The organism is Stenotrophomonas pictorum JCM 9942, from assembly GCF_001310775.1.
GTDB classification, from domain to species: Bacteria; Pseudomonadota; Gammaproteobacteria; order Xanthomonadales; family Xanthomonadaceae; genus Stenotrophomonas; species Stenotrophomonas pictorum.
On the sequence record NZ_BAZI01000457.1, the window covers coordinates 1 to 1,883 of the forward strand.

Consider the following 1,883-nt stretch of genomic DNA (forward strand, 5'->3'; position numbering starts at 1 on the left):
TGCGGTCAGAGCCGGAAAAATTTGTCGCCTATAACAATGGAATTGTGGTTGTTGCCGACGAGGCAAGCTTGGGGAGGACCACTCAGGGCGGTCCTGGGATTGCTTGGTTGAAAGGCATGCAGATCGTAAACGGTGGGCAGACAACGGCCTCGATTTATTTCACCAAGAAGAAATATGCTGACACCGATCTTGGAAGAGTTGGCGTTCCCGCAAAGGTCGTTGTCCTCAAAGCCGATAATCCAGCTGCGGAGGAGGCGTTGATCAGCGACATCTCCCGGTTTGCCAATAGCCAGAATACTGTCAAACAATCCGATCTCTCCGCGAACTCTCCTTTCCATGTTGAACTGGAAAAACTCTCGAATTCAGTGTATCTGCCCGATGGCGTTGGGCGCTGGTTCTATGAGCGCGCGGCCGGCAGCTATACAACCATGTTGGCCCGCGAAGGAAGTACACCAGCGAGGTACAGGAACCTTAAGACGAACGTTGTTCCGCCTGCACGTCGGCTGACCAAGACGGATCTCGCAAAGTTCCTCAATTCGTGGGATGGCAGGCCGGATCTGGCAAGCCTTGGTGGGCAGAAAAATTTTGCCCGGTTCATGGATGATGTGCGTGAGCGGGAAGAGCGTGGTGAGTCGATCATTCCAGATGCTCATGCATTCAAACGCATGATCGGCAAGGTGATTCTTTTCAAGCAGGTCCACTCGCTTGTCAGGCCAATGTTCCCGGCATTTCAAGGAAATGTGGCCATCTATCTTGTGTCGCTGATTGCCAAGGCCCATGGGGGCAGGGTTGATCTTGTTCGTATATGGGAGCAGCAGGGTATTTCTGGCGCGTTCAAGGATCAGATTCGGGTGTGGGCAAGGGAGGTAAATGCCGCCTTGCACTCGACGGCAAACGGCAGGATGGTCAGCGAGTGGGCAAAGAAGGAGGACTGCTGGAAAGAGCTTCGGGAGCTGTCGTTGGCAGACACTGCGGGTTTCATTCCCGAGATCAAATAGGGAGATCGCGGCCAAGCCTGCATTACTTTTTTTTGCGCATGTACCCTGATGCAGGCACGCTTGAGTGCGTGGAAAACCGGGCGCTGTCAGAGTTTTCTGACAGTTTCATCGGCAATCTGTGACAGCACAGAAAGACAAGGCCTGATAGTCATCTGATGCGCCATTGCCCGCAATAGGCCTGCCGCCAAGAAGGTGGCTTTCTATGAAAGGGAAGTTCGAAATGGCACAGAGCAAGGCTTCTTTGGTGTTGTCGCAAGAACAGGTAGACCGGATCAACGCAGCGTTGCTCAGCTTGGAAACGGAGCTGAGCCAGTTGACGGCCATGCAGCCGTTTCAGCGCCGGCGGATGTTGAAGATGGGGCCGGGCTCAGAAGTGTTCGCTCGCCGGGCATTGGAGGCGTTGGAGCAGAACCCGGACATCATTCCGCCCAGCCTGTCGGCAGCGCTGCCCGGTGCCAAAGCCGATTTGGTGGCGGTCGATCAGTTGCGGCCGATCATGGATCGCCTCAATCGGCTCGGCGGTCGTGCATCGGATACCGAAATGACATTGGGCAGCGACGTGATGACCGTGGCCTTGGAGGGCTACAACCAGCTCAAGGTCTCGGGTCGGGACAAGGGCTTGGACGCCTTGCGCAACGAGTTGGGCTTTCGCTGGAAGAAAAGCCGCCGCCGTTCCGAGCCGGAGCCCGAGTCGGCGTAAGCGGTAGTTATTGCGCATGCGTTCTCACAGGCCGCCCTAGGGCGGCCTGTTTCGTTGTGGGGGCGTTCGATGCTCGGTGCAAGGCCAAAGCCGTTCGTGTTTGGGGCGCCAGGCCGGGGGCGCCGGAAGCAGTCCGAGGACTCGGTGGAGTAGCTGAGAAGCTATCCGGAATAGAAAAAAGGTTC

General features: G+C 56.3%; 2 protein-coding genes. Both read left to right on the plus strand.

Annotated elements, in window-relative coordinates:
• On the plus strand, positions 1–998 hold a 998-nt coding region (locus tag JCM9942_RS14970; protein ID WP_172675147.1), incomplete at its 5' end, for an AIPR family protein.
• A 202-nt stretch (positions 999–1,200) separates the two neighbouring features.
• Positions 1,201–1,698, plus strand: coding sequence for a hypothetical protein (locus JCM9942_RS14975; protein WP_241772712.1), 498 nt, complete (start codon positions 1,201–1,203; stop codon positions 1,696–1,698).
• Positions 1,699–1,883 lie beyond the last annotated feature (185 nt).